The organism is Paraburkholderia podalyriae (assembly GCF_014397785.1).
GTDB classification, from domain to species: domain Bacteria; phylum Pseudomonadota; class Gammaproteobacteria; order Burkholderiales; family Burkholderiaceae; genus Paraburkholderia; species Paraburkholderia podalyriae.
In genome coordinates this window covers 1-325 of record NZ_VZQQ01000310.1, presented here as the reverse complement: position 1 = coordinate 325, position 325 = coordinate 1, and the positions used below count along the sequence as shown (strand labels likewise).

Annotated in this window: 1 pseudogene; it reads right to left on the bottom strand. The window is 64.9% G+C overall.

What is annotated here, in order from left to right:
* Positions 1-122: 122 nt before the first annotated feature.
* Positions 123-325 (bottom strand): annotated as a pseudogene (locus tag F6X42_RS46705) (DDE-type integrase/transposase/recombinase); the annotation flags it as partial.

The window sequence follows — 325 nt, the reverse complement described above, 5'->3', positions numbered from 1 at the left end:
GCCTCCGTGCCGGAAATCGCCGGGTGTGGCGCTGTCCACACCGTGCGGCTCTGGCAGCAATGCTAACCCGCGTCTGATTCGTCACGGCTGGCCAGCCCCTGCCTCACGGAAAGTCATACTGCCTTGGCCTGGCGGATCTTGATGGGCGTCTCACGCTCGGCGTTCACGGCGTGCAGCGCGGCCGGATTGGCACGGCTTTTGTCGATGGTTACGGTTTCGGGCGCGCCATTCTGATCGATGGCCTTCTCGAAGTACCGTCGGGCCGCTTCCTTGTCCCGCCTGGCTCGCAGCAGGAAGTCAACCGTGTTGCCGGCCTTGTCGACGG